The following is a 26528-nucleotide window of genomic DNA, read 5'->3' as shown; positions in this document are numbered from 1 at the left end:
ATACTTGTTGTGCCATAACAAAACATATCGGCATTGCGATATGACTTTAACTTTGGTTCAGATTTCGGTGTAATGATGCGGCACTTTCAGTCCGGAGCAGGGCTTCGGACTGTGCCCGCCATAGCATAGCCTGATCAGGATAGACCATGCGCACAGACACCGGCCAGATCGTCAATCTGGCAGACTATCGTCCCACCGACTTCGTTCTGGAACGCGTGGACCTCACCTTCGATCTGCATCCGACCGAGACCAAGGTGGAGGCACGGCTGATCTTCCATCGGCGCGAAGGTATCGATCCCACGGCACCCCTTGTGCTCGATGGCGACGAGCTGGTGCTCTCCGGCCTGCTGCTCGATCAGACGGAGCTGTCTGCCGCGCAATATGACGCCACGCCTGAAAGCCTCACGGTTCGCGATCTGCCGGAAAGCGCGCCTTTCGAGCTGACGATCACGACCGTGATCAACCCGGAAGCCAACACGCAGCTGATGGGTCTCTATCGCACCGGCGGCATTTATTGCACGCAGTGCGAGGCCGAAGGCTTCCGTCGTATCACCTATTTTCCCGACCGGCCGGATGTTCTCGCCCCCTATACGGTCAACATCATCGCCGACAAGGCCGCCAATCCGCTGCTGCTGTCGAACGGCAATTTCCTCGGCGGCGCCGGCTATGGTGAAGGCAAGCATTTCGCCGCGTGGTTCGATCCACACCCGAAGCCGAGCTATCTCTTCGCGCTCGTTGCCGGCGATCTTGGTGTCGTCGAAGACACGTTCACCACAATGTCCGGCCGTGAGGTCGCACTGAAGATCTATGTCGAGCACGGCAAGGAGCCGCGTGCGATCTACGCCATGGATGCGCTGAAGCGCTCGATGAAGTGGGACGAAGAGCGGTTCGGCCGCGAATACGATCTCGACATCTTCATGATCGTCGCCGTATCGGACTTCAACATGGGGGCGATGGAGAACAAGGGTCTCAACGTCTTCAACGACAAATATGTGCTCGCCGATCCCGAGACGGCGACTGACGCCGATTACGCCAATATCGAAGCCATCATCGCGCACGAATATTTCCACAACTGGACGGGCAACCGCATCACCTGCCGCGACTGGTTTCAGCTCTGCCTCAAGGAGGGCCTGACCGTCTATCGCGATCACGAATTCTCCGCCGACCAGCGCTCGCGTCCCGTCAAGCGGATTGCCGAAGTCCGTCACCTGAAGTCGGAACAGTTTCCAGAGGACAGCGGGCCGCTTGCCCATCCGGTGCGGCCAACGACATACCGTGAAATCAATAACTTCTATACGACAACCGTCTATGAGAAGGGCAGCGAAGTCACGCGCATGATCGCAACCCTGCTCGGCCGCGATCTCTTCAAGAAGGGCATGGACCTCTATTTCGATCGGCATGACGGACAGGCTGTCACCATCGAAGATTTCGTCAGATGTTTCGAGGATGTCAGCAGTCGCGATCTCACACAGTTTTCGCTGTGGTATCACCAAGCCGGCACGCCGCTCGTCACGGCATCCGGCGCCTATGATGCCGATGCCAAGACGTTCAACCTGTCGCTCGAGCAGATGGTGCCGGCAACGCCGGGCCAGAGTGTGAAGAAACCGATGCACATTCCGCTACGCATGGGCTTGCTCGCCGACGACGGCACGATCATCACGTCCGCCTCCGTTACCGGGGCAGAGCTCACCGACGACGTCCTGCATCTGACGAAGCAGGCGCAGACCGTGACATTCCACGGCATTCCCTCGCGGCCGGTTCTTTCGCTCAATCGCAGCTTCTCGACGCCGATCAACCTGCAATTCAGCCAGAGCACCCAGGATCTTGTACTGATTGCTCGCTACGAGACCGATCATTTCGCCCGCTGGCAGGCGCTGATCGATCTTGGCCTGCCGAACCTCTTGCAGGCGGCGCGCGATATACGCCAAGGCATCGATATCACTTGCGATTCAGCCTTCACCGAGGCGCTGCTCGCAGCCGCAGCCGACGAAAGCCTGGAGCCGGCATTCCGCGCTCAGGCGCTCGCCCTGCCCAGCGAGGCCGATATCGCCCGCGAACTCGGCGGCAACAACGACCCCGATGCCATTCACGCCGCGCGCCAGACGATCATCAAGCGGGTGGCGGAAGCTGGAAAGCACGTCTTCACCGCCCTCTATGACAGCATGCAGACGTCGGGCGCCTTTACCCCGGATGCCGAAAGCGCCGGACGTCGCGCCTTGCGCAATACGGCGCTGAGCTATCTCTCGCAGCTGGACGAGACGCCAGCGAGAGCAAAGGCCGCCTATGACGCGGCGAACAACATGACCGATCTCAGCGCCGCGCTGACCATTCTGGCCCAACGCTTCCCGGATACTGCCGAGACGGCGGCAGCGCTTGCGCATTTCCGCGACCGCTTCGCAGACAATGCGCTCGTCATAGACAAGTGGCTCGCCATTCAGGCCGCGATTCCCGGCGCCGGTGCGCTGGAGCGCATCCGGCTGCTCATGGGGACACCGCTGTTCAAGCACGCCAATCCCAACCGCGTGCGGGCACTGATCGGCACCTTCGCCTTCGCCAACCCCACCGGCTTTGGCCGCGTAGATGGTGCCGGATACAATTTTCTGGCCGACGAGATCCTCGAGATCGATCAGCGCAATCCGCAGCTTGCGGCACGCATCCTGACTTCGATGCGCTCCTGGCGCCTGCTGGAGCCGGTACGGGCCGGCCATGCCCGCGCGGCACTGATGCGGATCGAGCGCGCAGGCGGTCTTTCGACAGACGTGCGCGACATCGTCGAACGTATCCTCAAGGAGTGATTTCGACCGCCCGGTGCGCCGATTTCAAAGGCTGATTTGCATCCGCTTTTTCAGCTTCAACGAGTCCCGAACGCACGCAACTTACCGCTGCGTGTGCAAAATATGCTGAAATCGCAGATGGTTAAGAAAGTTTTACCGCACCCTCTGGACAAGCCGAATCACGAATGATTCATTAGGGCAGATTCGGGCGAGCGGCGCAGCGAATCACACGAGGGACAAGGCTAAAGCGATGGTGGACGTGCGGCGGGCAACCGCGGCCGATGGACGGCTGCGTGTTAATTTCGACGGTCTGAAATCCTGGCATAGCGGCGTTACCGATCGAACCGGAGTGCGGGTGGAGACGATTTCGCGTCGTTTTCCGCAGACGGAGCATATTCTCAAGCGCATCATTCCCGTCCTCATCGTTTCCTTCCTGATGGTCGTTGCCGCCTCGCATTTCTTCGGCATGATCACGGAGCATAGCCGGATGGCGGCCGCCGCCCGCCGCGCCACCTCTCTTTCCATCGCCGCCGCATCCGCCGCCTTTTCGAATGACGCCAGCCTCTTCCAGGCGGGGGACCGCAGCAGCGCAGAACGGAAACTGGCCTCCTATCTGCCGCAGGATCGACTGGACACCGGCGCTTTCGTTCTGTTGGTGCAGGCAAGCGGCCGGGTGTTCGGCTCGTCGGCCGCCGGCTCGGGCTATATCGGCATGCTTGTCTCCGATTTCTTTCCGGAAGTCTCGGCCATCCGCAGTTTCGGCGATCACGCCGGCGTGATCGAGACCACGATCGGCGGCGAGCCCTTCTACGCAGCCATTTCCCTGATCGGCGACAAGGGTGATTTCATTCTGTCGGCTGCATCGATGGATCAGATCGACAAGCTCTGGCGCGACGAGCTGACCCTGAACGTCACGCTGTTTGCCGGCATATCCTCCATCCTGCTCGTCATCCTCTATGCCTATTACACGCAGGTGAAACGCGCCCGGGACGCGGACGAAATCTTCCTTGAATCCAACCTGCGGGTCGAGACGGCGCTGTCACGCGGGCGCTGCGGTCTCTGGGATTTCGATTTCACCAGCCGCCAATTCTTCTGGTCGCGCTCGATGTACGACATGCTCGGGCTGCCGGTCGCAGATAAACCGCTCGCTTTCACGGACGCGGCGCGGCTGATGCATCCGGATGATAGCGGCCTGCATATGCTAGCCCGTACCGTCACCCGCGGCAATGCCGGCCAGGTGGACCAGATCCTGCGCATTCGCCACGCCAAAGGGCATTATGTCTGGATGCGCGCCCGAGCCCAGGTGATCCGAACCAATTCCGGCCGCGTCCACATGATCGGCATCGCGATGGACGTGACCGAACAGCACCGGCTGGCGCAGCGCTATGCCGAGGCCGACCAGCGGCTGGCCGATGCCATCGAGTGCACCTCCGAAGCCTTCGTGCTGTGGGACAAGAACGATCGCTTGGTCATGTGCAACGCCCATTTCCAGCAGGCCTATGGCCTGCCCGACAATGTGCTCGTTCCCGGCACCGAGCGCGCCGTTGTCAATGCCGCTGCGGCACGCCCGGTCATCGAGCGCCGCATCGTCGATCCCGGTCGCTCCAATCATTCGCAGACAACGGAGGTGCAGCTCGCCGACGAGCGATGGCTGCAGATCAACGAACGACGCACCCGCGACGGCGGCCTTGTCTCCGTCGGTACCGACATCACACAGCTCAAGCGCAATCAGGAGCGTCTTCGCGACTCCGAGCGCCGGCTGATGGCGACGATCAATGATCTCTCCGCATCGCGGCAGATCCTGGAGAAGCAAAAGGCGGAGCTTTCGACCGCCAACGCCAACTATCTCGCCGAGAAGGAGCGCGCCGAAGCCGCCAACAGGGCCAAATCGGAATTCCTCGCCAACATGTCGCATGAGCTGCGCACGCCGCTCAACGCCATTCTCGGCTTCTCGGAAATCCTGCAGGACCAGATGTTCGGTCCGCTCGGCTCGGCCCGCTACAACGAATATGCCAAGGACATTCACGATAGCGGCAGGCATCTGCTCAACGTCATCAACGACATTCTCGACATGTCGAAGATCGAAGCCGGACATATGAAGCTCTCCTGCGAGCGGATCAATCTCGCACCGCTCATCGAGGAATGCCTGCGCTTCACCCGCATTCCGGCCGCACAGAAGAACATTCTCGTCGAGCAGGATATTTCCTCCGAGATCAAGCTCAATGCCGACCGGCGGGCGATGAAACAGATCGTGCTAAACCTGCTCTCCAATGCCGTGAAATTCACCAATGATGGCGGCCGCATCGCGGTTCGCACACGCAGGGTCGACGATGCCGTCATGCTCGTCATCGCCGATACCGGTATCGGCATTCCGAAATCGGCGCTCAGCAAGATCGGCCAGCCCTTCGAACAGGTGCAGAGCCAATATGCGAAGAGCAAGGGAGGCTCCGGCCTGGGGCTTGCAATTTCCAGATCGCTGACCGCGCTGCATCAAGGCCGCATGCGCATCCGCTCGCGCGAAGGTATCGGCACGGTGATCGCGATACGCATCCCGGATCAGAGCTGATCAGCTTCCGACTGTTGCCTGGAATACTTTCCGAACCGCCTTCGACAGGCGCTTCAGCTCCGCTTCCAGCGTGCGGATATCCGGGCAATCGCCGGCGCGGCAAACCAGCTCGATCAAGCCGGAAGGCGTATTTTTCGAATCGAACGTGCCATCGATGCAAAGGCGGATAAGCTGCGACACTTCCGTATAGAGCTGCAGAGCTTTCAGGCAGACGTCCAGATCGTTGCGATCCATCATGCTGCCGCCGAGCAGTTTCAACGCTTCGGCGGTGCTGAGGCCGTTTGCATCGATGCCAACGCCGCGAACCGACGCGATCAGCCGCAGATATTGCGCGATGAATTCGATATCGATCAGGCCGCCGGGGATCAGTTTTAGATCCCAGATGCTTTCCGGCGGCTTTTCCTGTTCGATCAGGGCACGCATCTCGCGAACATCCTTAGCGATCCTGGCGACATCTCTCTTTGTCGAAAGAACCTCGCCTATGACGCGCTCGGCATCGTTCACCAGCTTCTCGTCGCCGCAGATCAGGCGCGACCGTGACAGCGCCATATGCTCCCACGTCCAGGCTTCCTCGCGCTGGTACTTCTCGAAGGAATTGATGCGCGTGGCGACAGGTCCCTTGTTGCCGGAGGGACGCAAACGCATGTCCACCTCATAGAGCACGCCCTCGGCCGTCGGTGCAGAAAGGGCCGCGATCAGGCGCTGCGTGATACGCGTGAAATATCGTGTGGCATCGAGCGGCTTCGGACCATCGGATTCGCTGGCTGCGTCGTCGTAATCGTAAAGCAGGATGATATCGATATCGGAACCGGCCGAGAGCTCGAAACTGCCGAGTTTGCCCATTCCGACGACAGCGACGCGGCCTCCGGGATATTCGCCATGCGCCGCGCGGATTTCCGTCATGACGGCGTCCAGTGCCGCCTCGACGATGAGATCGGCAAGATAAGTGAAGGCGCGGGCCGCCATGACCCCGCCGATTGCACCCGTCAACAGGCGAATGCCGATCAGGAAACGCTGTTCGGAGGCGAAGATGCGCAAGAGATCGAGCGTCTCTTCATAATGCCGCGCCGGGGCAAGGAAGCTCTGGAGGCGCTCCGCCAGATAGTCGCGCGTTGGTAATTCCGCCATCAGCCTTGGATCCAGCATGCCGTCAAAGACATGCGGCTTGGCCGCGATGATCTCGGCAAGGCGAGGCGCCGACGACATGATGTTGACGATGAGCGAGAGGAGCGCCGGATTGGTGCCGAGCAGCGAGAAGAGCTGGATGCCTGCCGGCAGGCCAGAGATAAAGCTGTCGAAGCGCAACAAAGCCTTGTCGGCACGCTTGCTTTCGCCAAAGACGCGCAGCAGCTCCGGCGTCAGTTCCGTCAACCGTTCTCGTGCTTCCACGGATTGCGTGGCGCGATACCGGCCGTAGTGCCAGGTGCGGATGACGTTGGCGATATCAGACGGACGATCGAAGCCCAGGCGGCGTAGCGTCTCCAGGGTATCGGGATCGTCGCCCTGGCCGGTAAAGACCAGATTGCCGGTTTCGCTCGACAGCTTGGTTTCCTGTTCGAACAGGCGCGCATAGCGGCGCTCGACGGTTTTCAACGTCATCACCAGCGCTTCGGAAAAAGCCGACACGTCGGCAAAACCCATCATGTAGGCGATGCGCCGGAGTTCGGCATCGGTTTCCGGCAGCAGATGCGTCTGCTCATCGCGCACCATCTGGATGCGATGCTCGACGTCGCGCAGGAACCAATAGGCCGTCACCAGTTCATCGCGCGTTTCCGCATCGATCCACTTCGCCTCGGTCAACTCGAAAAGCGTCTCCTCCGTCGATCGGCTGCGCAGAGACGGCATGCGACCGCCAGCAATCAGCTGCTGCGTCTGCACGAAGAACTCAATCTCGCGAATGCCGCCGCGGCCGAGCTTGACGTTATGGCCTTTAACCGCGATGGCGCCATGTCCCTTATGCGCGTGGATCTGCCGCTTGATGGAGTGGATGTCTGATATCGCGGCATAATCCAGATATTTGCGGAAGACGAAGGGCACGAGATCGCGGATGAAAGCCTGACCGGCAGCGATATCACCGCCGACGGGGCGCGCCTTGATGAAGGCGGCGCGCTCCCAGTTCTGCCCCCTGCCCTCATAATAGATCATCGCAGCGTCCACAGGGATCGCGAGCGGCGTGGAGCCGGGATCGGGACGCAGGCGAAGATCGGTGCGGAAGACATAGCCATCTGCCGTGCGCTCCTGCAGGATGCGCACCAGCCGGCGCATCAGCCGCGGGAAGATGTCGATGGCATCATCGGGATCGGCCACGATGGCTGCCGTCTCGTCGAAAAAGACAACCAGATCGATGTCGGAGGAATAGTTCAGCTCTTCGGCGCCGAGCTTGCCCATCCCGAGGACAATCAACCCGGATTTCCGGCTCGGGGCAGCGGGATCGGGAACCACGATCTTGCCGGCCTCGTGCGACGACAGCAACAGGTGATCGATCGCCGCTGAGATGGAGGCCTCCGCAAGCCTGCTCAGCCAGCGTGTCGTCACCCTGCCGTCATAGATGCGCGCGAGATCGGCAAGGGCAACGAGGAAGGCCGCACGGCGCTTGGCAATGCGCAGACGGCTCATTACCTCAGATTCAGCAGGAGAGGCACCTTCCCCATCCGCGGGCAGCCAGGCTCGGCGAGCCTCTTCCACCAGCCCTTCGATTTGCGGCGAAAGCGGCTTCTCGATCGCGGCGACGAGGAGCGACGGTTCGAGATTGGCGATTTCGCGCAAGTGAGGGGACAGGGTCAGAGCGGCGACGATGAAATCCCGCAATGCACTCTCGCCCGCAAGGAGATCGGCAACGACCGGCTCCGTTCCCGCAATCTGCTTGAGATCGGCAAGTGCAGATTTCGTCTCCGTCTGGTTTAACGGCCGCAACCGCCCGGCCGGAACATCCCGCAGCAAATCGCTTTGCGTCGTCATGCAGTTCTCCCCAACAGCAAGCGGATAGAGCATGATGCCGAAAAGTATGAGCGGTTTTCGGATAACATCATGCTCTACTTCTTTGACGCTAGAGCGGATTCAGATTTCAGGTCGTTTCAACCTAAAATCATCCGGCTCTAGTGCAGGATTAACCTATTGTTTCTGCATGGGGAAGATCATGGTGACCGTTAATCCCTTCGCGTCGGGACTGTCGGGGACCGTATCGGAAAGCTCAAGCCGACCGCCATGCAGCTCCATGACAGCCTCCACCAGTGCAAGGCCGAGGCCTGTTCCCGGCTTCGAGCGGCTTTCGTCCAGACGGAAGAAACGCTTGACCACATCGGCACGCTGATGGGCGGGAACGCCTGGCCCATGATCGGCGACCGCGAGCGTCACGGCGTCGTTGGTGCGCGCCAACTTGAAGGTGATCGTCTGCTCGCCATTGCAGCCCGTCGCATATTTGAGGGCATTGTCGATGAGATTGAAGAGTGCCTGACCGATCAGCTCGCGATTGCCCTGAATTTCGACATTCGGCTCGATATCGGCCGTCAGCGTCAGACCCACCTCTTCTGCGACCGGCTCATAGAGTTCGGCGGTATCGGCGACGATGGAAGAGAGATCGACCTCAGTCATTTCCGCCGCCACCGACCCCGCCTCGACGCGGGAAATCATCAGAAGGGCATTGAAGGTGCGGATCAGCTGATCGGATTCGCCGATAATGCCCTCAAGGGCGACACGACGACCCTCGCTGTCCGCACTGTCGAGCGCATCGGCGGCCTTGTTGCGCAGGCGCGTCAGCGGCGTCTTGAGGTCATGAGCGATATTGTCGGAGACCTGTCGCAGCCCTTCGTTCAGCTTCTCGATGCGCTCGAGCATCGCATTCAGCGAGGCGGACATGCGGTCGAACTCATCGCCGGAACCACCGACCGGCAGCCGCTGCGAAAGATCGCCCGCCATGATCTTACGGCTGGCATCCGTCATCCGGTCAATGCGCTTCAATGCGTTGCGGCCGATGCCGAACCAGATGACCAGTGCGCCGAGGCCCATGATCGCCAGCGCCAGCATCAGCGCCTGGCGCACCAGCACGCGGAAGCGCTCCGGCTCGCCGAGGTCGCGGCCGATGAGGATGCGCAAGCCGTTGTCGAGAATGAAGATATTGGCAATCGCCAGATGCCGGCGCTCCGGATCGTTGGAGGCGTCGGTATAGCGCTCGTAGGAGAAGGGCAACTCGGTCCAGCCGGACTGGCCGAGAACGCCGGGCTGTACGGAGGCGACGTTGCCGGCCAGGATATCGCCGGAAGGACCGGCAATGACGTAGAGATTGGCACCCGGCTGACGGGCGCGGCGCTCCATGGTGCGCAGAAGCAGGTTCAGACCGCCGATGTCGTAGGCGCGCTTGACCTGACTGACCTCCTGCTGGACTGCATCGCGGATCTGCCCCGTCAGCAGCCGTTCGGACATGGCCGTGACGTAGAAGACGAGCGTCGCGGCGCAAAGCGAGAAAAGAAGGATGTAGAGGGCGGAAAGGCGGACTGCGGTGGACTTGAAGAGGACGCGGAAGCGACTCATCCCTCGTCCTTGATCATGTAGCCGGCGCCGCGAATCGTCTTCAGCAGCGGCTGGCTGAAATCCTTCTCGATCTTGGAGCGCAGCCGTGAGACATGGACGTCGATGACGTTTGTCTGCGGATCGAAATGATAATCCCAGACATTTTCCAGCAGCATGGTGCGGGTCACGACTTGGCCGGCATTCTTCATCAGATATTCCAGCAGACGGAATTCGCGCGGCTGCAGCAGGATTTCCTTGCCGCCGCGGCGCACCTCATGCGAGAGGCGGTCCAGTTCCAGATCGCCGACGCGATAAAGAACATCCTGTTCCGGCGTCCCCTTGCGGCGGCCGAGCACTTCGACGCGGGCCAGAAGCTCGCTGAAGGCATAGGGCTTGGGCAGGTAATCGTCGCCGCCGGCACGCAGGCCGGTGACGCGGTCATCGACCTGGCCGAGCGCAGAAAGGATCAGAACCGGCGTGTGAACGCCCTTGCGACGCAATTCGCTTATGACGGAGAGGCCATCGCGGCGCGGCAGCATGCGGTCGATGATGGCGACATCGTAGGTGTTTTCAGTGGCCATGAAGAGACCGCTCTCGCCGTCGCTCGCGTGATCGGCAATGATGCCGGCCTCGCGGAACGCTTTGGTGAGGTAAGCCGCCGCTTCGAGATCGTCTTCGATGATCAGAATCTTCATATGGGCGACATTACCTGCCGAGGCTGCCTCGGCACAACCAGAATCGGAGGAATTCACGGCATGTTGGCCAGCGGTTGTCATCTTTCACCTGCCTTGGAGCCAGTCGTCTTCGACATGTTCTAAAAAGGAAGCCGCGCAAGCCGTGGCCTGCGCGGCTTCCTGATTCATTTCATCCGATTAAAGGATCAACCGGCATTGATTGGGAGAGCGACGAAGCGGCTGCCATTGCCGGACTGAATCTGGAACAGGGCACGCGTGCGGCCATCCTTCTTCGCCTGCTCGATGACCTTGGCGATATCGCCGGCGTTCGAGACCTGCTGGTTGTTGACCGAGGTGATCTTCTCGCCCTCCTTCACGCCCTTGTCGGCGGCATCGGAGTCGGGATCGACCGCGGTGATCGCAACACCCTTGCCATCGTCGGAAGGGCCGACGGTGAGACCGAGGTCAGCCAGCGCCTTCTCGGAGGACGGCTGCTGCGGCTGCTGATCCGGCTGCGAGTCGTCATTGGAAGCCTGGTTCTGATCGGCCGGAAGCGTGCCAAGCTCGACCGTGACCGACTGCGACTTGCCAGCGCGCCAAATCGAAACCTCGACCTTGGAGCCCGGCTGCATGGCGCCGATGCGACGAGCGAGGTCGCGCGGATCCTTGACCGGATCGCCATTAACCGCCGTGACGACGTCACCGTTCTTGATGCCGGCCTTCTGGCCCGGCGAACCATCCTGCGGGGAGACGACCAGAGCGCCGCTTGCTTCGGCAAGGCCGAGCGATTCGGCGATGTCCTTGGTGACGGGCTGGATCTGAACACCGAGCCAGCCGCGTGAAACGGTGCCGGTCTTGATCAGGTCGGTTACGACGTCCTTGGCGGTCGTCGCCGGGATTGCGAAGGCAATGCCGACGCTGCCGCCTGACTGCGAGAAGATCGCGGTATTGATGCCGACGACCTGGCCATTCAGGTTAAACGTCGGGCCACCGGAGTTGCCCTTGTTCACGGGTGCGTCGATCTGGATGTAGTCATCGTAGGGGCCGGAATGGATATCGCGGCCGCGGGCAGAAACGATACCCGCAGTGACGGTTCCGCCGAGGCCAAACGGGTTGCCGACGGCAACGACCCAATCACCGACGCGGACCTTGGAGTCATCGGCCCAGCCGACATAGGTGAACTTCTTGCCCTTGGGATCGACCTTCAGGACCGCCAGGTCGGTGCGGCTATCCTTGCCGACGAGCTTGGCGTCGAGCTCCGTGCCGTCATTGAGAACGACGACGAAAGCGGCACCATCGGAAACGACGTGATTGTTGGTGACGATGTAGCCATCTTCCGAAACGAAGAAGCCGGACCCTTGAGCGACGGGGCGCAGACGGCCTTTGTCCTCAGAATTCTTTTGCTGGTTCTGGCCACGCTGCTGACCGCGGCCCTGCTGCTGCTCGAACTGGCGGAAGAACTTCTTCAGCGGGTGATCGTCCGGAAGGTCGTCAAAGCCGCGGCCGAGACCGAAAGAATCATCTTCGTCCGCTACCGAGTTGACGCGGGATTCGACGCGAACCGACACGACGGCCGGCGAAACGGCATCCACCACGTTGGCAAAGCTCGGAACCTGCGGCGCCTGAACGTTGACGGCATCGGCATAGGCACCCGTTACGACGGCCGGAACACCCGTTGCCAGAGCAGCGACAGCGAGGCCTGCGACGACGGAAGCCTTCATAGCGGTGCTGCGGGACAAAGTGTCCTTGATATTCCTGAACATATGCGAATTACCTTCTCTTTTCTCGTCAGATTTGCGCCGGCGGAACCGGCTGTGTTGCGCTATAATGAAGATATAGGGCACGGCACCTTACAACGAACTGTCCGCCCCATGAAAAATTCGTAATGTAAGGTATCGGTGCAACGTTATGACGAAAGACGCCGGTCGGGTCACTCCCCGAGGATATTTTTCAACTGCGCCTCTTCATCGGCACTCAAAGCGCTACCGGTAGGCTTGCCAGCGCGGCGGCGCGCATAGACGGCAAGGGCCAATCCGCCTGCTACGAAGAGCACGATCGGCGCTCCCCAGAGGATGTATGTCTTTTCGCTCAAGCGCGGCTTGAGCAGCACGAACTCGCCGTAGCGGGAGACGATGTAATCCAGCACCTGCTGATCGCTGTCGCCATCGGTCAGGCGCTTGCGCACCAGCAAGCGCAGGTCACGCGCGAGATCGGCATTTGAGTCATCGATGGATTGATTCTGGCAGACCATGCAGCGCAGCTCGGCCGAGATCGTGCGCGCCCGTGCCTCCAGGGCCGGATCGGAAAGGACTTCATCGGGATTGACGGCGAAGGCAGGGGCCGCGGCAAAGAGCAATGCCAACAACATAAGCAGGCGCGCGAACACCGCTACCTTCTTCCCGGCCCCGCTATTCTTGACACGCAATACCCCCTCATCCGCCCCTCGGGGAGAAGGTGCCCGAAGGGCGGATGAGGGGGTATTGGTCAAACCTATCATTCGGCTGGCTCCATCACCGGACGAGCCGGTTTTGCCTTGCGGCTCGGCGCGCCGACGCGCAGGCGACGGTCGCTGAGCGATACGAAGCCGCCGATCGCCATGACCAGCGCGCCAAGCCAGATGCAGAGAATAAACGGCTTCCACCAGATGCGTACGATCATGCCGCCATCCTTGCTGGCATCGCCGACCGACACATAGAGCTGGTTCAGGCCGAGCGTGAGAATGCCGGATTCGGTGGTCGCCGTGCGGCTTGCGGTAAAGACGCGTTTGGCGGACGACATTTCCGCAAAGGCAACCCCGCCACGGCTAACGGTGAAATGGGCGCGATCCTCGGTAAAATTGGGGCCGACGCCCGGCTGCACTCCATCGAAGCGCAAGCTGTAGCCGCCAAGCTCGGCGATCTCGCCCGGCTTCATGCTGGTGATGTGTTCTCCCTCGAAAGTCGTCACAGCGACGATGCCGAGTACGGTGATACCGAGGCCGGCATGGGCTAGCGCGGTGCCGAAGGCAGAGCGAGGCAGTCCGCACAGGCGGCGCCAGGCGACACCAGCCGCCACCTTGCCGACGCCGGCGCGATACCAGAGATCGGCCAAGGCGCCAAAGGCCAGGAAGAAGCCGGCGGCAAGACCGAGAGCGGCCAGTACGGGGCCGCCATGCTCGATGTAAAACAGAACAAGGCCAGCCAGGAAGGCTAGGCCTGCCACGACATAGAGCCTCTGCAGCGCGCCGAGCAGGTCGCCGCGCTTCCAGGCGAGCAGCGGCCCGAACGGCACTGCGATGAGGATCGGCGTCATCAGCAATCCGAATGTCATGTTGAAGAAGGGCGGCCCAACGGAGATCTTGTCGCCGGTCAATGTCTCGAGTGCCAGCGGATAGAGGGTGCCGGTCAAAACCGTACCACAGGCGACGGTGAGGATCAGGTTGTTCAGCACAAGCGCACCCTCGCGCGAGATCGGCGCGAACAATCCGCCGGCGGCAAGCTTCGGCGCACGCAGCGCGAAAAGCGATAAAGCCCCGCCGATGAAGATCAGGAGAATGCAGAGAATGAAGATACCACGCGTCGGGTCGCTGGCGAAGGAATGCACCGAAGTCAGCACGCCGGAGCGGACGAGGAAGGTGCCGAGCAGTGACAGCGAAAACGTCAGGATTGCCAGCAGCACCGTCCAGATCTTCAGGGCGTCGCGCTTTTCCATGACCAGTGCCGAATGCAGCAGGGCCGTGCCGGCAAGCCAGGGCATGAAGGAGGCATTTTCCACCGGATCCCAGAACCACCAGCCGCCCCAGCCGAGCTCGTAATAGGCCCAATAGGAGCCCATGGCGATGCCGAGCGTCAGGAAGCTCCAGGCGGCGAGCGTCCAGGGGCGGACCCAACGCGCCCAGGCAGCATCGATGCGACCTTCCAGAAGCGCGGCGACGGCAAAGGAGAAGCAGACGGAGAAGCCGACATAGCCGAGATAGAGCAAGGGGGGATGGATCGCCAGGCCGATATCCTGCAGCACGGGATTGAGATCCTTGCCCTCGGCCGGCGCCGGGTTGAGCCGAATAAAGGGATTGGAGGTGAGCAGAATGAAGACAAGGAAGGCCGAGGAGATCCACGACTGCACAGCCAGCACATTGGCACGCAGCACATCCGGCAGATTGCGGCCGAAGAGCGCGACGAACGCACTGAAGAGCGCCAGGATCAGCAGCCAGAGCATCATCGATCCCTCGTGATTGCCCCAGACGCCGGAAATCTTGAAGATCAGCGGCATCAGCGAGTGGGAATTGGCCCAAACATTGAGGACGGAGAAATCGGAGGCGACATAGGCGTAGGTCAGCGCGCCGAAGGAGAAGGCGACCAGTAGAAACATGACGATGGAGCCGACCGGGGCGATGTCCATCATCGACACGTCCCCGCGCCGGGCGCCGACGACGGGCAGGATGGAGACGATCAGCGCGGTCGCGAGCGCCAGCACCAGGGCATAGTGTCCGAGCTCGATGATCATTGGCTGGCCTCCTCGCCTTTCCAGACGCCATCAGCCTTCAGTTTGTCGGCGACCTGCTTCGGCATGTAACGCTCATCATGCTTGGCGAGCACGCTGTCGGCAACGAAAACGTCACTGCCCGGCTCGAACTTGCCTTCGGTGACGACGCCCTGCCCTTCGCGGAACAGGTCCGGCAGGATGCCATCATACTTGACCTTGATCGTATCGGTGCCGTCGGTGACCGAGAATTGAACCTGTGTTCCCTGACCGCGCACGATCGAGCCTTCACCGACGAGGCCGCCGAGGCGGATCAGCGTCCCGGCGCTGACCGGTGTCTTCGCGAGATCCGCCGGCATATAGAAATAGGCGACCGACTGGCTGAAGGCGAACAGCACGAGCAGCACGGCGGCGGCGATGAAACCCATGCCGCCGGCGATCACGGCCAGACGTTTCTGCTTGCGGGTCATTGCTGCTTCACCTCCGTCGGCAGGCCCAATTCCTTCGCCAGCGCCAGAAGCTGCTGGCCCTCCCCTCCATCGGCCGGAAAGGCCGCAAGACCGCGCTTCAATGCATCCGCCGCGCGCTCCCGATCATTCAGCACGGCGTAGGAGCGGATCAACCGCATCCAGCCCTCGAAATTCTTCGGATCTTGCTTGAGCTTGGCATCGAGGCTGTCGACCATGCCGCGGATCATCTGCTGGCGATCGCCGCTGCTCAGCGCATTGGCGGCAGCGACATCCTCCGCGGTCGGATTGCCGGGTGCATTGTCATTGGCGGATGCCATCGCCTGGCCGCCGTTCTTGACGATATGCTCATTGACCGCGGCAAGCCAGGGTGCATCGGGCGGTGATTGTTTTGCCAGGGCCTCAAAGGCCGTTTTCGCATCGGCCGCCTTGCCCTCCTGCTCCAGTGCCAGCGCCAGATAGAAAAGCGTGCGCGGATTGGTGGCATCGAGCGACAGCGATTGCTGCAGCACCTCGCGCGCCTCCGCCGTTACGATGCCATTGGCCTTGACGACCAGCACCTCGCCCAGATCGCCAAGCCGAGCTGCGTTCGGTCCCAGCAGGCGGATGACATTGCGATAGGCAAGCTCGGCGTCGCCGATACGGTTGGTCTTGAAATAGATCGGGGCCAGGACCTCCCAGCCCTTGGCATCATCCGGGTTCTTGGCCAGATGCTGCTCGATCTTGACGATCGAGATGGCAAGATCGTTTCCCGGCTTCTCCAGCCGCGCTTCCAGCGGCTGCGCCGGCAGGCCGGGATCGCCATTGATAAGATAAAGACAGAGACCAACGGCCGGAAGAAGGACGATGATAAAGGCCTGGGCAAGACGATAGCTGCCATGCGCGGGCGATTTCGCTGCCGTCTTCTCGTCCTTCGCGGCTGCGATGAGACGCCGTCCGATTTCGGCGCGGGCATAGTCGGCCTCCTGCGCGGAGATGAGGCCGCTGGCAAGGTCCCGGTCCAGTTCGCTGAGCTGATCGCGATAGACCTCGGCCTCGCCGGAACGACGGTCCTCCGCCTCCTTCGCACCACGCAGAAGGGGATAGAGGAGCACAGCGCCGACAACTGCCGTAAGAACGGCCACGAGAATCCAGAACAGCATAGACGCCCAATACTTTAACGGGGCGCTTATTCCAACCAGGAAAGGCCATCTGACGAAGATTTGAGGCGTTTGGCCGCGCCTGTCAGTGCAGACGCCTATTCAAGCGGCGTCCAGGTGCCGTCGTCATTGCGGCAGGCCGCACCTCTTGCGGTCGTCGGCTTGCCGTCGACCGTGACGGTATGCGTATATTGCCGGCAATTCTGTGAGCCAACCTGGTAGGGCGCAGCGGGAACAACCTCGCCGCTTGCATTCCTGCCCTTCCATGCCACAGGTTGGCCGAGAGGCGAGGTTTCGAGGGCACGATATTCCGCTTCCAGCGCACGCTGTTTGTCATTGTCACTCAGCTTGATGCCGGTGCGCTCGACGATACCACCATCAAGAGCATTGATGAAGGTCGCTGAGGCCGGAGGCTTCGCGGACGAAAACAGGCTCTTGCTGCCCCCCAGGCCGCTTGTCGTCGAGCAACCAGAAAGCGCAAGCGCAGCGAAAAGAGAGGGAATGACCAGAAAAAAGGTACGAAGCTTCATACAACCGAACCAGTATCAAAAAGCAAAACCATAGGTACTGCGCCGCGGCATCATCATGACCCACAGCGCCTTTTTGGCATCATGCCGTTCCTCACGCAACATCCTTCGTCAGACCCGGCAAAATTAGGCTCGCGCGAAGCCCGCCCCAGCTGCCCCGGGAGAGTTCGAAACGGCCTTGATATTCGTTGGTGATCTCGCTGACGATCGACAGGCCGAGACCGGTGCCGGGCTTGCTTTCGTCCAGCCTGCGCCCGCGTTTCATGGCTTCGCGGATCTCATCCGGCTCCAGCCCAGGGCCATCGTCCTCAACCACCAGTTCCACCCAATGGCGCCGCGCCGGATCGATGCCCTTGACCTCCGCCGGCGCCTCGTTAGCAACCAGACGCACCTTGTGTTCGGCAAAGCGGGCGGCGTTTTCGAGAAGATTGCCGACCGTCTCCTCGAGATCCTGCTGCTCCATGGCGAGCGCCAGATTGGGCGATACGGAGAGTTCGAATTCCTTGTCGGCGTTCAGCCGCCGCATGACGCGGACCAGCCGCTCCAGCGCCGGCTCTGCTTCGGTGCGCGCCAGCACGGATTCGCGCTGGGCGGCGATGCGGGCACGATTGAGATAGGATTGCACCTGGCCCTGCATGACCTCGGCCTGGTTCTTCACCAGATCGCCATGCGATCGCTCGAGGACACGGGATTCATTCAGAAGAACCGCAATCGGCGTTTTCAGCGAGTGCGCGAGATTACCCACCTGCATGCGGGCGCGCTCGACGATACGCCTATTGCTTTCGATCAGTGCATTGACCTCATTGGCAAGCGGCAGGATTTCGCGCGGAAAATCGCCTTGCAGGCGCTCGCTCTCGCCGGCGCGGATGCGTTCCAGTGCGGCGCGTGCCTTATCGAGCGGCTTCAAGCCATAGAGAATGGCGAGCGCATTGACGATCAAACTGCCGACGCCGAAGCCGACGAGCGCGAAATAGAGGCTGTGGGAGAAATTACGCACGTCATCTTCGACGACGGCGACATTGCCGGTCACGCGGAAGCGCGCCGCACGGCCGTCCGTGTCGAGCACGACCTCGGTTTCAGCCACCTGAACGCGGTTTCCGAAGGCGTCTGTGACGATATAATAGCGCTCGTAATTCTTGTCGAAAGGCGCTTCCAGCACCGAGAGGACCGGGAGGTTCGAGGCGCCGAGCGACGGCGAGACCAGTGGCGTCGCCGTATAGGTGCCGAGCGGCTCGACCATCCAGTACCAGCCCGTCTTCGGCTGGGCGAACCGCAGGTCGCCGAGCTGCGGGCTGCCGGCCAAGGCGCCCTGATCACCGATGGTCACTGAATTGATGACGTTATAGAGCTGGGCGCGCAGCAGATCCTGAAAGCCGCGCTCGGCACTCTTGCGGTAGATATTCGAGATGACGAGGCCAATCACCACCAGCGCGACCGCCGACCAAAGCGTGGTCAGCAGCAGGACGCGAGCGGTGAGCGACTTAATTCGCATTGGTCGGAGCTTGGATGCGGTAACCAAGGCCACGGACCGTTTCGATCAGATCGACGCCCATCTTCTTGCGAAGGCGTCCGACAAAAACTTCAATCGTATTGGAATCACGGTCGAAATCCTGATCGTACATGTGCTCGACCAGTTCGGTGCGTGAGACGACCTCGCCCTTGTGATGCATGAGATAGGCAAGCAGCCGATATTCATGAGACGTAAGCTTGAGCGGCTTGCCGTCCACGGTCGCCTTCGAGCTCTTCGTGTCGAGCCGCACCGGGCCGCAAACGATTTCCGAAGAAGCGTGGCCCGCGGCGCGGCGAATGAGCGCGCGGATGCGAGCAAGCACTTCCTCGACGTGGAAAGGCTTGGCGACATAGTCGTCCGCGCCGGCGTCTATGCCTGCCACCTTGTCGCTCCAGCGGTCGCGAGCGGTCAAAATCAGCACCGGCACGGTACGTCCGGCGCCGCGCCATTTTTCAAGCACGGTGATGCCATCCATTTCAGGCAAGCCGATATCGAGGATGATCGCGTCATAAGGTTCGGTGTCTCCGAGAAAATGCCCCTCTTCGCCATCAAAGGCCGTATCGACCACATAGCCCGCCTCCTTCAAGGCCTCGGCAAGCTGACGGTTCAAGTTGATATCGTCTTCGACTATGAGAATGCGCATCTCTGAATCCAATTTCCCCGGTTCGAGAAACAGTACTGTAAATCACGCTGCAGTGGAATCACGGAAACAATAAGATTTCGTGTGAGATTCAAGGCTTTAGGTTGCCGCCCACGTGCCCTGGCATCACATCGGCACCTTCATCGTCACCTTGCGCGGGCGCTGCCCGTTGCCCTGAACGAGAACGGTGATGATGCAGCTGTCGCCGGATGGTTGTGCGGAAAGAAGCTGGCCACCGGTCTTGGCGACGACTTCCTCGGCTGCCGCACTGCAATCACTGTTGGCGCGCGCGACCAGGGTCGACGTCGGCGCTGGCGCCGGCAGAACAGACGAGCCGGCCAGAACGAGGGCCGCTGCTGCTATGCTTGAAAATGAGGCCATGCTTCGGACTTCCCACAGGGATGTGAACTTGGGCGATTATTTACCCAAACACGTCTGAATGGCAAATGAATGGGCTGTAATTTTCGGCCAACCGGGCGTAGGGATTGCCTAAAGGAACTGCTAAGAATTTGAAATTGTTGAATGTGAACCCACTGCAGCGTGATAACAGCAACCGGCTGTCGCTCCAGAGTGCGCTGCCGATACAATCTATCGGCGATATGCGTGGATCGACGCATGTCCGCCTTCACGGGCACCACGCTCGGAGCCGCAGGCTTAGCCATTTTTAATCATTCCCACTTATCATCGGTTCGTGTGGGCGAGATGAACCGCGCCCTCCCGTGGCCAATGCAACCGGCCAGGAGACGCCTTATCGGCATAAGGCGTGATGATTTCCTTGAGTCCTTTGAATCGCTTGCCGCGATTTCCTCTCAAATTGAGTCCGGAGCTTCAAAAGTTGATTCAAGAACTTCAAGCCGAGAATCCGGTCGCGGACAATCCGATTCCGCTCGCATGCTCAATCCATTGAAAGGACTGGCGGGAAATGGTTCTGCCCCCGCTCGACGTTCAGAAAGGTTCACGGACGGCCGTCGCCGTCTCGTAATCTGCGGCAATGCGCATTTCGCGCAGCGGCCGAACGCGCCCGATGGAGCGTTGGTAATTCGGATGGGCCTTGTAAGCCGCCAATGCCGCCTCGTCGTCGAATTCACCGTAGACCACAAGATCGACTTCGGTTCCGAGCTGATCGGTCTTGACGTTCGTGCCGATCTCCAAAAGCCGCGCATGCGGAATGGCCGTGAGGATCGAGAGGCCGGAACGGACCTCCTCAAGCTTGGCGCGATCGGGAACGGTAAAGAAGACGATATGACGGATCACGCGACGGCTCCTTGTACATATGCGAGGGCACCGCGCGATACCATGTGGACAGGCTCAATTCAATAAACTCACCATCTCGTCGTAGAACCGTTTGGTCGCACCCTTTTCAAGCCTCCATTTACTGCATGGAGATGATACTGTCGCGGCCATGACCGACGAGGACCTTATATCCCTTGCCCTTGGCCTGCCGGAAGCAGCAGAGAGTTCGCACTTCGGAACCCGCGACTTTCGTGTTCGGGGCAAGATTTTCATGACACTTCGGGGACCGGATTTCTGCGTCGTCAAGCTGACGCCGGACCAGCAGCAGATGGCTTCGGCCGTCATGCCAAGGCATGTCGCCGCTGTGCCCGGCAGCTGGGGCCTGAAAGGATGGACGCGACTTTTCCATCGCGATGCCGGAAACGAGGAGATCAAAAGGCTCTTGCGCCAGGCTTGGCGAAACGTGGCGCCGAAATCTATGGCTTTGCCGGAGGATTAGGCATCATGTCATCCTCGACGGTCAGCGGCCAGTCGACGACATAATCCTCGAAATCGTCAAGATCGACATCGTTCTCGCTGACGGTGCGCCCTTGGGCGGAAACACCGGCGATATGCACCGTTTCCGGATCGCCCGAGATCAACGGATGCCACCAATAGAGATCGCGACCCTCGTTGACGAGGCGATAGGCGCAGGTGGGCGGCAGCCATTCCAGCTCCGGAACCTTCTCCGGCGTCAGCTGCACGCAGTCGGGCACGAAATCCCAACGGTTCGGGTAGCTGGTGCAGCGACAGCTTTCGCCGTCCATCAGCTTGCAGCGGATCGAGGTGAAATAGACGTCGCCGCTATCCCACTCCTCGAGCTTGTTGAGACAACAGAGGCCACAGCCGTCGCAAAGGCTTTCCCATTCCGACGGGCTCATCTCCGCCAGGGTCTTGCTTTTCCAGAAGGGTATCTCGTCTGTCATCATCGTCGTCCTCGCCACCCGAGAGGAATTCGGGCTGCGGCATGCATGTCTCTTGTTCTTTTCTCTAAATCAACCAATTATTCAATTAGCCGTCCTATGAGATAATGGGCTTTGCGTGTGCCACAAGAAGACACGCGGCAGTAATGTGGTCGGGAAGTAGAGCGTGGAAGACCCATCCAATCCAGAAAACGGGCCGAAGATGGAGCCCGAGACGCCTAGGGATAACGGGGCCGAAAAGCCGCGGCGTCGCAAGCGCTATTTCTTTTTGCGCCTTGATTCATGGATCGACTCCACTTTGTGGAATGCCGGCTTCGGTCTCGCCGAGGCATGGGAGGAGATCACCATCTTCTTCCGCCGCTTCCGCGTCCGCGGCTGGAAACGCATCTTTTTCGAACTGCTCGGTGAAGGCTTGACGCTGGGAACAGCCGGTTCCGTCGTCATGTTGATGCTCGCCATGCCGGCCTTTGAGGCGACGCAGGGCGACTGGCGCAACCGCGGCAATTTCGCCGTCACCTTCCTCGATCGTTATGGCAACGTCATCGGCCATCGCGGCATCATTCACGAGAATTCCGTGCCGGTAGACCAGCTGCCGGACTATTTCATCAAGGCAGTGCTGGCGACCGAGGACCGGCGCTTCTTCGACCATTTCGGCATCGACGTCATCGGCCTGTTCCGCGCGGTCACCGTCAACGCGCAGGCCGGCGGCGTCGTCCAGGGAGGCTCGACGCTGACGCAGCAGCTTGCCAAGAACATCTTCCTCAGCAATGAGCGCTCCATCGAACGCAAGGTCAAGGAAGCCTTCCTGGCGATCTGGCTGGAGGCCAATCTCTCAAAGAAGGAGATCCTGAGCCTCTATCTCGACCGCACCTATATGGGCGGCGGTACCTTCGGCGCAGCGGCGGCGGCGCAATTCTATTTCGGCAAGAGCATTACCGACGTCAATCTGGCGGAAGCCGCGATGCTCGCCGGCCTCTTCAAGGCGCCGGCGAAATATGCGCCGCATGTCAACCTGCCGGCGGCGCGCGCCCGCGCCAACGACGTGCTGTCCAATCTCGTGCAAAGCGGGCTGATGACCGAGGGACAGGTGATCGCCGCGCGGCGCAACCCGGCTTCGGTGGTCGACCGCGCTCAGATCGAATCCCCGGATTATTTCCTCGATTGGGCCTTCGATGAAGTGCAGAGGCTTGCTACGCGGTTCCCCGAGCGCTCGCTGATCGTGCGCACCACCATCGATATGGGGCTGCAGAAGGCGGCGGAGGATTCGGTTCAATCCAGCCTGATGGAGTTCGGCGAGCGCTATAAGGCTAAACAGGGCGCCTCCGTCGTCATCGAAAATGGCGGCGCTGTGCGCGCCATGGTCGGCGGCAGCGACTATGGCGAAAGCCAGTTCAACCGCGCGACCAAGGCGCTGCGCCAGCCCGGTTCGTCCTTCAAGATCTATACCTATTCGGTCGCGATGGAGAACGGCATGACGCCGACGTCCACCATCGTCGATGCGCCGATCAGCTGGGGCAACTGGAGCCCGCATAATTACGAGAACCGCTACGAAGGCAAGGTGACGCTCACCCAGGCGCTGACGCAATCGATCAACACTATCCCCGTGCGGCTTGCCAAGGAGAAATTCGGCATTCAGCCCATCCGCAACATGGCCAAGGCCATGGGCGTGGAAACGCCGATCCGAAACGACAAGACCATTCCGATCGGCACTTCGGAAGTGACGGTGCTCGATCAGGCCACGGCCTACGCGGTGTTCCCGGCCAACGGCATGCAGTCGCGCCGCCACGGCATCGAGCAGATCACCGGCTATGACGGCAAGGTGCTCTATGATTTCGGCCGTGACGAGACGCCAGCCAAGCGGGTTCTGAGCGAAAAAGCCACCTCCTACATGAACCAGATGCTGACGCAGGTTCCGGTGATCGGCACCGGCCGCAGAGCGGCACTCGACAATGGTATCGTGGTCGGCGGCAAGACCGGCACCACGCAGGCCTATCGCGATGCCTGGTTCATCGGCTTTACCGGCAACTACACCTGCGCCGTCTGGTTCGGGAATGACGACTATACCTCCACGAACAACATGACGGGGGGCACGCTGCCGGCCATGACCTTCAAGAAGATCATGGACTACGCCAATCAGGGCATCGTGCTGAAGCCGATCCCGGGCATCACCAACCCCTTCCCGGTGCAGAAGCCGCAAACAGTTGCCGCCAAGAAGCCCGCCGACACCGCCAGTAGCGCCCTGCCGCCGCTGGTGCGCCCGCGCTCGCTTTCGGTAGACTCCACGAATATCCTGCGCGGTATCGGCGAAAGGCTGAAGGCGGCGACACCGCTCGGCGCGCAGAAGGTGGCGACGGCGGAGCATCGCAGCACGACTGCGCCTGAGTGACCGACCCTCCCCGAAACTGTACTGCAGCGCGAGGCAGATGACGGCGGCAAACCTGCCGTCGAATCGAAGGATGGAAGCCGGCGTTTTGGATGCCTACTGCCGTTCCCGATCTTGCCTATTGTTCCCAAGACAGCCGTAAATGGTGGCTTGCCCTTCCCCCTACCGCCAGAATCAGGAATAAATCGACACCGATTTGTCACGAGGACGATCCCAGGGTGTTCCGAGTTCCCCTTCTTGTTGCGCTTTCGCTTGTCATCGCCTTTGGCGGCGGTATCGTGTTCACGCTTCTGGCGTTGGATGTCACCTCCGGCTTCGGCGCGATCAAGCTTGGCGCCTGGCAGGCGTTCCCCGAAATGCAGACGACGGATGCGGACCCTTATGCGAAATCGCATCGAGCACGCGCGGGGCGTTTGCTGTACGGCACAGCCGAGGGGCTGGTGTTTACCGCCTCCGACGATGACAGCAAAGCGCGGCTGACCGCAAATTGCACCTACCGCATCAGCGGCCAGACGCCGCCGGCAAGGCTTTGGACCCTCTTCATCGCCGGCAATGACGGCCGGCCGATCGAAGACGCTGCCGGTCGCCCTTCCACCATCAATTCCTGGGTGGTGCTGCGCAAGCCGGATTCGACCTTCAACATCACGGTTTCATCCAATCCCCAGGCGGGCAACTGGCTCGCCCTGCCGCCATCCGGCAATTTCCGCCTGGTATGGACGCTCCTGGATTCGCCGGCGGCCAGCAATTCCGGCCTGATCGATCTCGGCATGCCGAAACTCGAGAAGATCGGATGCGGCAATGTTTAGATTCGTCTTCGCGATCCTCACCGGCCTATTCGGCGCGGTGCTGTTGCATATCATTATCATTCTGTCGCTGCCGCATTTCTCCGATCGGGACGCCTATACGCGTGTATCGGACGAGGGTGACGAAAATCATTTCTATATGCTCGACAACAAGGATGACGATGCGGGGCTTTCCAATACCGATCCCTATATCCGCACGGCTGTCTGCGCCTTCGACATCGAGGATACGCCCGTTCATCTGACCGCGAAGGGCAAGGTGCCGTTCTGGTCGCTTGCCATCTATGACGCGGCATCCAATGAAGTGTTCAGCATGAGCGACCGTACGTCGGTCGGCGGAACGCTCGATTTGCTGCTTGCATCGCCTGTCCAGCTGACTGGCATACGCAAGGCACTGCCACCCGCGCTTACCCAATCGATCCTGGTGGAAGTGCCGCGGGCTCAAGGCTATGCGGTGCTGCGCACCATGGCGCCGCAAGCGAGTTTCGACGATGCGGCGCAAGAATTTCTCTCCGAGGCCGGCTGTGACGAATTCGACAATGGCTGAAATCTTTTGGGGCTGAGATCTTAGGAGCTAAAATCTTTGGCTGAAAACCCTGAATCTGGAATTATGCGGCGGGAAGCTGGCGGCCCGTGGCGAGTGGCGCCAGCAAGCGCTATTCGGCTGGACAGCGACGATAACCGGCAGGCGCGAGAACTCGCCACGCGCTTGCATATGTTGAAGCGCTTACTTTCCCTTTGCCCGCTTCGGGCCTGCCCCGGGGCGATGCGTTGGCGTATCAAGATGCTCGTAACGTACGCCGGTGAACAATAGTATCTTTGCCTCCACCGGTTCCTTCTGGGCGCGCGGCGGCAGGCGCAATCGCCAATCCGAAAGAGATATGATCTTTGCCATTCTCGTCTCCATTAACGTCTCGAGACGGATGAACCTGCGACTTGATTTCACCCTGCCCGCCACTGAAGCGGGCTAGCGCTCCCCTCCGTTCCAGCCTTTGTTTTGGGCTTCAATGGAGGCATCCGCGCCTTCTCACGGCATTTCCCTTACACCGTGGCATGAGCACCGATTTTTCGGCTTCCATGCTGTCTTTACACTCGATCACATTCTGCCAATGGCTGCTTTCAATCGGAATTCAGACATATCGCAGTTAACAGAATGCTAATTCCCGTCGCTCGTCATTCCCGGCATCACTCGTCGTGCTCTATTAACGCCGTGACGGCGGCTTTGGTTTCATCGGCCGTTGAAAAATTGCAGAACGCGCTTTTGCCATGAAATCAAGAAATATCATGTACTTAACTCAACATATAACCCGGCGGGCACATGGAAAGCGCGAATACCACGTTGCAGAAAAGCGTCACACAAATATTATTTGCGCTCACGAAAAATTAACGTAATGTAAGGCCGTAATTCGAGGGCAATCAATGTTTGCGGCGGGTAGTTCCGTCTTTTTACCGGAGGACGTCACCGTCCTGCGCGATGCGCTGGATGGGTGGTGCCTGGAAAAGCGGATCGATATTAGAAGCACGGAAGCCCAGTTCGCGGCCACGGCGGCAATCGGCCTTTTTCAATCCGGCTACAACACCTCGGAAAAGCTGCTCGCAGCCTTGCGCGAGCATAAGGACATCTGAAGAATCCCACCTGCATCAAGAAGCCGGATCTCCGCTTTTGCAGCGAGTGACATCGCTTTTGACTATCTCCACAGCAGAAGCACTCATAGGTTGAATTTGTCTGTAAGCACCCATGCCCAGAACGGTTTTCCACAGGTCCGCTTTCGCCCCGAACTGCTGTCCCTGCGGCCAAAAAGCCGCTGGACTCCTCGCGCAAGCTTAACGCGCAATTTTTATTCGGATTTTAATAAAGTTTTCACGAACCATTAACCCTGCCGGCCTTA

The 26528-nt window shown here is 60.4% G+C and carries 22 protein-coding genes; 7 read left to right on the top strand and 15 right to left on the bottom strand.

What is annotated here, in order from left to right:
- Window positions 1–146 precede the first annotated feature (146 nt).
- Window positions 147–2795 (top strand): aminopeptidase N, encoded by a 2649-nt coding sequence (pepN, locus tag I8E17_RS03595; RefSeq protein WP_069616095.1) that lies wholly within the window; start codon window positions 147–149, stop codon window positions 2793–2795.
- Window positions 2796–3024: 229 nt separating this feature from the next.
- Window positions 3025–5340 (top strand): PAS domain-containing sensor histidine kinase, encoded by a 2316-nt coding sequence (locus I8E17_RS03590; RefSeq protein ID WP_069616094.1) that lies wholly within the window; start codon window positions 3025–3027, stop codon window positions 5338–5340.
- Here the strand turns inward: I8E17_RS03590 and I8E17_RS03585 are convergent, their stop codons facing one another.
- The 13 genes from I8E17_RS03585 to I8E17_RS03525 all read right to left on the bottom strand — a co-directional run bounded on the left by I8E17_RS03585 (window position 5341) and on the right by I8E17_RS03525 (window position 20515).
- Window positions 5341–8298, bottom strand: coding sequence for a bifunctional [glutamine synthetase] adenylyltransferase/[glutamine synthetase]-adenylyl-L-tyrosine phosphorylase (locus tag I8E17_RS03585; protein ID WP_069616093.1), 2958 nt, complete (start codon window positions 8296–8298; stop codon window positions 5341–5343).
- A 153-nt stretch (window positions 8299–8451) separates the two neighbouring features.
- Window positions 8452–9867, bottom strand: a complete 1416-nt coding sequence (locus I8E17_RS03580) for a HAMP domain-containing sensor histidine kinase (protein WP_069616092.1) — start codon at window positions 9865–9867, stop codon at window positions 8452–8454.
- Window positions 9864–10541: a response regulator transcription factor gene (locus I8E17_RS03575; RefSeq protein WP_197044210.1), complete on the bottom strand. Its 678-nt coding sequence runs from the start codon at window positions 10539–10541 to the stop codon at window positions 9864–9866. Before I8E17_RS03575 ends, I8E17_RS03580 begins: the two co-directional genes overlap by 4 nt.
- A gap of 185 nt (window positions 10542–10726) precedes the next feature.
- Window positions 10727–12283, bottom strand: coding sequence for a Do family serine endopeptidase (locus tag I8E17_RS03570; RefSeq protein WP_069616090.1), 1557 nt, complete (start codon window positions 12281–12283; stop codon window positions 10727–10729).
- A gap of 167 nt (window positions 12284–12450) precedes the next feature.
- A complete protein-coding gene (locus I8E17_RS03565) occupies window positions 12451–12906 on the bottom strand; it encodes a cytochrome c-type biogenesis protein (RefSeq protein ID WP_113366343.1) in 456 nt (151 codons plus the stop codon).
- 107 nt (window positions 12907–13013) lie between these two features.
- Window positions 13014–15002 (bottom strand): heme lyase CcmF/NrfE family subunit, encoded by a 1989-nt coding sequence (locus tag I8E17_RS03560; protein ID WP_069616089.1) that lies wholly within the window; start codon window positions 15000–15002, stop codon window positions 13014–13016.
- Window positions 14999–15448 carry a cytochrome c maturation protein CcmE gene (gene ccmE, locus I8E17_RS03555; protein ID WP_069616088.1) on the bottom strand — a complete coding sequence of 150 codons (450 nt, stop codon included), beginning with the start codon at window positions 15446–15448 and terminating at the stop codon, window positions 14999–15001. Before ccmE ends, I8E17_RS03560 begins: the two co-directional genes overlap by 4 nt.
- Window positions 15445–16587 carry a c-type cytochrome biogenesis protein CcmI gene (gene ccmI / locus I8E17_RS03550; protein ID WP_069616087.1) on the bottom strand — a complete coding sequence of 381 codons (1143 nt, stop codon included), beginning with the start codon at window positions 16585–16587 and terminating at the stop codon, window positions 15445–15447. The genes ccmE and ccmI overlap by 4 nt, the downstream gene beginning before the upstream one ends.
- A 95-nt stretch (window positions 16588–16682) precedes the next feature.
- Complete coding sequence (locus I8E17_RS03545) at window positions 16683–17114, bottom strand: hypothetical protein (RefSeq protein WP_069616086.1); 432 nt, start codon at window positions 17112–17114, stop codon at window positions 16683–16685.
- A 91-nt stretch (window positions 17115–17205) separates the two neighbouring features.
- The gene (locus I8E17_RS03540; RefSeq protein ID WP_069616085.1) at window positions 17206–18603 is read right to left on the bottom strand and encodes a HAMP domain-containing sensor histidine kinase; all 1398 of its coding nucleotides are present in this window, start codon (window positions 18601–18603) and stop codon (window positions 17206–17208) included.
- The gene (locus I8E17_RS03535) at window positions 18593–19264 is read right to left on the bottom strand and encodes a response regulator transcription factor (protein ID WP_069616084.1); all 672 of its coding nucleotides are present in this window, start codon (window positions 19262–19264) and stop codon (window positions 18593–18595) included. Before I8E17_RS03535 ends, I8E17_RS03540 begins: the two co-directional genes overlap by 11 nt.
- 123 nt (window positions 19265–19387) lie before the next feature.
- On the bottom strand, window positions 19388–19642 hold the full coding sequence (locus I8E17_RS03530; protein ID WP_069616083.1) for a hypothetical protein: 255 nt from the start codon (window positions 19640–19642) through the stop codon (window positions 19388–19390).
- A 564-nt stretch (window positions 19643–20206) separates the two neighbouring features.
- Window positions 20207–20515, bottom strand: coding sequence for a Dabb family protein (locus I8E17_RS03525; protein ID WP_069616082.1), 309 nt, complete (start codon window positions 20513–20515; stop codon window positions 20207–20209).
- Window positions 20516–20663: 148 nt separating this feature from the next.
- On the opposite strand from I8E17_RS03525, the gene I8E17_RS03520 reads away from it, so the two are divergent.
- Window positions 20664–20993: an MmcQ/YjbR family DNA-binding protein gene (locus I8E17_RS03520; protein ID WP_069616081.1), complete on the top strand. Its 330-nt coding sequence runs from the start codon at window positions 20664–20666 to the stop codon at window positions 20991–20993.
- On the opposite strand, the gene I8E17_RS03515 is transcribed toward I8E17_RS03520, so the two are convergent.
- Window positions 20971–21459, bottom strand: a complete 489-nt coding sequence (locus I8E17_RS03515; RefSeq protein WP_069616308.1) for a YcgN family cysteine cluster protein — start codon at window positions 21457–21459, stop codon at window positions 20971–20973. The two genes, I8E17_RS03520 and I8E17_RS03515, sit on opposite strands and share 23 nt — an antisense overlap.
- A 163-nt stretch (window positions 21460–21622) precedes the next feature.
- On the opposite strand from I8E17_RS03515, the gene I8E17_RS03510 reads away from it, so the two are divergent.
- The 3 genes from I8E17_RS03510 to I8E17_RS03500 all read left to right on the top strand — a co-directional run bounded on the left by I8E17_RS03510 (window position 21623) and on the right by I8E17_RS03500 (window position 25186).
- Entirely contained in the window at window positions 21623–23842 is a 2220-nt protein-coding gene (locus tag I8E17_RS03510; RefSeq protein WP_069616080.1) for a transglycosylase domain-containing protein, read from the top strand.
- Window positions 23843–24057: 215 nt separating this feature from the next.
- Window positions 24058–24645: a DUF1214 domain-containing protein gene (locus tag I8E17_RS03505; RefSeq protein WP_069616079.1), complete on the top strand. Its 588-nt coding sequence runs from the start codon at window positions 24058–24060 to the stop codon at window positions 24643–24645.
- On the top strand, window positions 24638–25186 hold the full coding sequence (locus I8E17_RS03500) for a DUF1254 domain-containing protein (protein ID WP_069616078.1): 549 nt from the start codon (window positions 24638–24640) through the stop codon (window positions 25184–25186). The genes I8E17_RS03505 and I8E17_RS03500 overlap by 8 nt, the downstream gene beginning before the upstream one ends.
- Window positions 25187–25366: 180 nt before the next feature.
- On the opposite strand, the gene I8E17_RS03495 is transcribed toward I8E17_RS03500, so the two are convergent.
- Window positions 25367–25534 (bottom strand): hypothetical protein, encoded by a 168-nt coding sequence (locus I8E17_RS03495; protein ID WP_167459816.1) that lies wholly within the window; start codon window positions 25532–25534, stop codon window positions 25367–25369.
- A gap of 524 nt (window positions 25535–26058) precedes the next feature.
- Here I8E17_RS03495 and I8E17_RS03490 point away from each other — a divergent pair.
- Window positions 26059–26265 carry a hypothetical protein gene (locus I8E17_RS03490; RefSeq protein WP_069616077.1) on the top strand — a complete coding sequence of 69 codons (207 nt, stop codon included), beginning with the start codon at window positions 26059–26061 and terminating at the stop codon, window positions 26263–26265.
- Window positions 26266–26528: the final 263 nt, after the last annotated feature.

The sequence above is a fragment of the Rhizobium sp. AB2/73 genome, assembly GCF_020871915.1.
In the GTDB taxonomy this organism is placed as follows: Bacteria; Pseudomonadota; Alphaproteobacteria; order Rhizobiales; family Rhizobiaceae; genus Rhizobium; species Rhizobium dioscoreae.
The sequence above is the reverse complement of the archived record's forward strand: the minus strand, read 5'-3'. Positions and strand labels throughout refer to the sequence as shown.